Below are 3,668 nucleotides of genomic sequence, written 5' to 3'. Positions count from 1 at the left end.
CCAGCACGACACTGCTGGCCCAGGAGCGCCAGCTGCTGCCGCTGGGCCTGCGGCTGCTGGCGCTGTCCGACCTGTCCGAGGTGCGGCGCCAGGCGCGGCTGGCGGCCTGGAGCGGCGCGGCCTTCGGCGCGGCGATCGGCATGCTGCTGCTGTACCTCGCGTCGCGCCGGCGCGCGCTGCGACAACTCTTCCAGGCCAAGACCGAATTGCAGAACGCGCACGCGCAGCTGGAAAGAATCGTCGACGAACGCACGGCGGAACTCCGCCAGATCAACGAGGAACTGCTCGACCAGATCGCCCAGCGCAGACAGGCCGAGGGCGAGCTGCTGCAGACCAGCAAACTCGCGGTGCTGGGGCAGATGTCGGCTGGTTTGTCGCATGAGGTCAACCAGCCGCTGACGGCCTTGCGCGCGCTGGCACGGAATTCGCAACGGCTGCTGGAGGCCGGCCGCCTGCAAGCGGTCGCGGACAACCTGCAGACGATGGACGACATGGTCGAGCGCATGGGACAAATCACCCGCCAGCTCAAGAGCTTCGCCCGCAAGGCGGAGCCGGCGCGCACGGCCGTGTCGCTGCTGGCCTGCGTGAACAACGCGCGGCTGCTGCTGGAACACCGCACCCGCGCGCTGGACCTGGCGGTGGAGGTCGACGTGCCGCCGGGGCTGCGCGTCAGCGCCGAGTCCAACCGGCTCGAGCAGGTGCTGGTGAACCTGCTGGGCAACGGCATCGACGCGATCGCGTCGGAGCCGCCGCCCGACGGTCCCGAGGACCCGCGCCGGCTGCGCGTGGCGGCGGTGCCGGCGGACGAAGGCCGGCGCGTGCTCGTGCAGGTGCAGGACAGCGGGCCGGGCTTGAGCGAGGCGCTGCTGCCGCGGCTGTTCGAGCCGTTCTTCACCACCAAGCCCGCCGGCGAAGGCCTGGGGCTGGGGCTGGTGATCTCGTCCAAGATCGTCCACGAGTTCGGCGGCGCGCTGCGGGCGCACCGGCTGGACCAGGGCATGATTTTCGAATTCGACCTGGAGGTCGACACCTGGCAGGCCGAGGAGGGTCAGTATGTTTGAGGGCTACAAGGTCGTGTTCGTCGAGGACGACCTGCCGGTGCGGGTCAGCCTGACCCAGACGCTGGAGCTCGAGGGGCTGAGCGTCGTGCCCTGCCGCTCGGCCGAGGAGGCGCTGCCGCACGTGCAGCCCGGCGCGCAGGTGATCGTGATCACCGACGTGCGGCTGCCCGGCATGGATGGCCGCGCGCTGCTGGCGCACGTCCAGGCGACCGATCCCCAGATCCCGGTGATCCTGATCACCGCGCACGGCGACGTGAACATGGCCGTGCAGGCGATGCGCAACGGCGCCTACGACTTCATCGAGAAGCCCTTCGCGCCGGAGCGGCTGCTGGACACCGCGCGCCGCGCGCTGGATCTGCGCATGCTGCGCCACTCCGCGGACGAACTGCGCGCGCAGCTCTCGGCCGCCAGCGGCATCGAGGCGGCGCTGCTGGGCAAGTCCCCGGCGATGCAACAGCTGCGGCGCCAGGTGCTGAACCTGGCCTCCACATCGGCCGACGTGATGATCCTGGGCGAGACCGGCACCGGCAAGGAACTGGTCGCGCGCTGCCTGCACGACCAGAGCCCGCGCCGCGACCGGCACTTCGTCGCCATCAACTGCGGCGGCCTGCCCGAGGCGCTGTTCGAGAGCGAGCTCTTCGGCCACGAATCGGGCGCGTTCACCTCGGCGGGCAAGCGCCGCATCGGCAAGATCGAGCATGCCAACGGCGGCACCCTGCTGCTCGACGAGATCGAGACCATGCCGGTGCCGCTGCAGATCAAGCTGCTGCGCGTGCTGCAGGAGCGCCGCGTCGAGCGGCTGGGCTCCAACGAGGAACAGGTCATCAACGTGCGCTTCATCGCCGCGAGCAAGGCCGACCTCAAGGAAATGGGCGAGCGCGGCCAGTTCCGCAGCGACCTCTACTACCGGCTCAACATCGCCACGCTGGTGCTGCCGCCGCTGCGCGAGCGCCGCGAGGACATCCCGCTGCTGTTCGAGCACTTCGTCGCGCAGGCCTGCAAGCGCTATGAGCGCGAGGCGCCCGAGCTCACGCCGGACAAGCTGCGCGAGCTGATGGCCCACGACTGGCCCGGCAACGTGCGGGAGATCCGCAACGCGGCCGACCGCTTCGTGCTCGCGCTGGACGACCTGGACTCCACCGCCGCGATCCAGGCGGTGCCCAACCTGGCGCTGGCGCGCCAGATGGAGATGGTCGAGAAGGCACTGATCGAGCAGGCGCTGCGCCGCTCCGGCGGCAAGGTGCCGGCGGCGATGGAACTGCTGGGAACGCCGCGCAAGACGCTGTACGACAAGCTGCACCGGCACGGGATCCAGCTCGACGATTTCCGCTGACGCGTCGAACGCGGGGCAGCAATTTCATCCTCTCCCGCTTGCGGGGGAGCCCCCTCACCCTAACCCTTGTATCTTTCGTTTTGAGAGTACACACAGGTTTGTTTTGGCAGTTGTCCACAGCCCGTCTGCCCTCTGGGATACCTAGCCCGTGGGAGAGCATTTGGCGTGGACGACTGGCCGTCTGTTGAGCAAGCCCGAACAGTTGCTGGACGGCCGACATGCACTGGCGTGCTCGGACCTCGAATTTGCAAGGATGGGAAATGGCAGGCGCACCTGAACTGATTTTTGTTGGTATCGATGTTTCCAAAGCCACGCTTGAGGTGGCCTTGAATGACAGGGACAAGACGCAGACCTTCAGCAACGATGAGCCCGGTTTGAAGTCGCTGTTGGCGATGCTCACTGAGATGCGCGAGCGCGTGGGAGTCGTTCTGCTGGAAGCCACCGGTGGGCTGGAGCAGCCGGCGGCGGCGATGCTGTGCGCGCATGGTTTGGCCGTCATGGTGATCAATCCGCGCCAGGCGCATGACTTCGCCAAAGCGATGGGCTACCTGGCCAAGACGGACCGCACGGACGCGAAGATGCTGTCGCAGTTTGCGCGCACGCTGCATGCCAGCGACCGGCGCGAGCGACTGCTCTACAAACTGCCCACGGACGCGCAGGAGACACTGCTAGCCATGGTGACGCGGCGCAGTCAGCTCGTGGCCATGCGGGTGGCTGAGCACAACCGATTGGCGAGCATGCACGCGTCGCAGCGCAAGAGCATTCGCACCATTCTGAAGATGCTGGACCACCAAATCGGAAAGATCGATGACGATGCGGGCGGCTTCCTGAAGGAGCACTTCAAGGACAAGCTGGAGTTGCTCAAAGGGCTCAAGGGAGTGGGGCCAGGCACACAAGCGATGCTGATGGCTGCGCTGCCCGAACTCGGCCAACTCAAGCGACGCGAGATCGCCAAACTCGTGGGTGTGGCGCCGTTGAACAACGACAGCGGCACATTCAAGGGTCGGCGCTCCACCTGGGGTGGACGGGCCAATGTCCGTTCGGCGCTGTACATGGCTTCGCTCAGCGCTGTGCGTTATGACCCTGTCCTCAGGAGCTTCTACGAACGACTGGTGCAAGCGGGCAAGCCTAAGAAGGTGGCGCTGACCGCCTGCATGCACAAGCTGCTCACCATCATCAACGCCGTCATCAAGTCCGGCACCGCTTGGCAGCCCTCTTATCCACAGCCCGCGCTAGCCTGATTAGCGCTTGACTTGGAACACAGTTGCTCTCCC

The 3,668-nt window shown here is 66.9% G+C and carries 3 protein-coding genes; all 3 read left to right on the top strand.

What is annotated here, in order from left to right:
- Window positions 1-359: 359 nt before the first annotated feature.
- The 3 genes from ACTJKJ_RS24385 to ACTJKJ_RS24375 all read left to right on the top strand — a co-directional run bounded on the left by ACTJKJ_RS24385 (window position 360) and on the right by ACTJKJ_RS24375 (window position 3,635).
- A complete protein-coding gene (locus tag ACTJKJ_RS24385) occupies window positions 360-1,061 on the top strand; it encodes a sensor histidine kinase (RefSeq protein WP_440822639.1) in 702 nt (233 codons plus the stop codon).
- On the top strand, window positions 1,054-2,394 hold the full coding sequence (locus ACTJKJ_RS24380) for a sigma-54-dependent transcriptional regulator (protein ID WP_091723698.1): 1,341 nt from the start codon (window positions 1,054-1,056) through the stop codon (window positions 2,392-2,394). Before ACTJKJ_RS24385 ends, ACTJKJ_RS24380 begins: the two co-directional genes overlap by 8 nt.
- Before the next feature lie 260 nt (window positions 2,395-2,654).
- On the top strand, window positions 2,655-3,635 hold the full coding sequence (locus ACTJKJ_RS24375; RefSeq protein ID WP_440819474.1) for an IS110 family transposase: 981 nt from the start codon (window positions 2,655-2,657) through the stop codon (window positions 3,633-3,635).
- Window positions 3,636-3,668 lie beyond the last annotated feature (33 nt).

Origin of the sequence: Roseateles sp. 22389, from assembly GCF_052044995.1 — a bacterium.
In the GTDB taxonomy this organism is placed as follows: Bacteria; Pseudomonadota; Gammaproteobacteria; order Burkholderiales; family Burkholderiaceae_C; genus Roseateles.
Note: the sequence above shows the minus strand (reverse complement) of the source record. Positions and strands in the feature narration are given on the sequence as shown.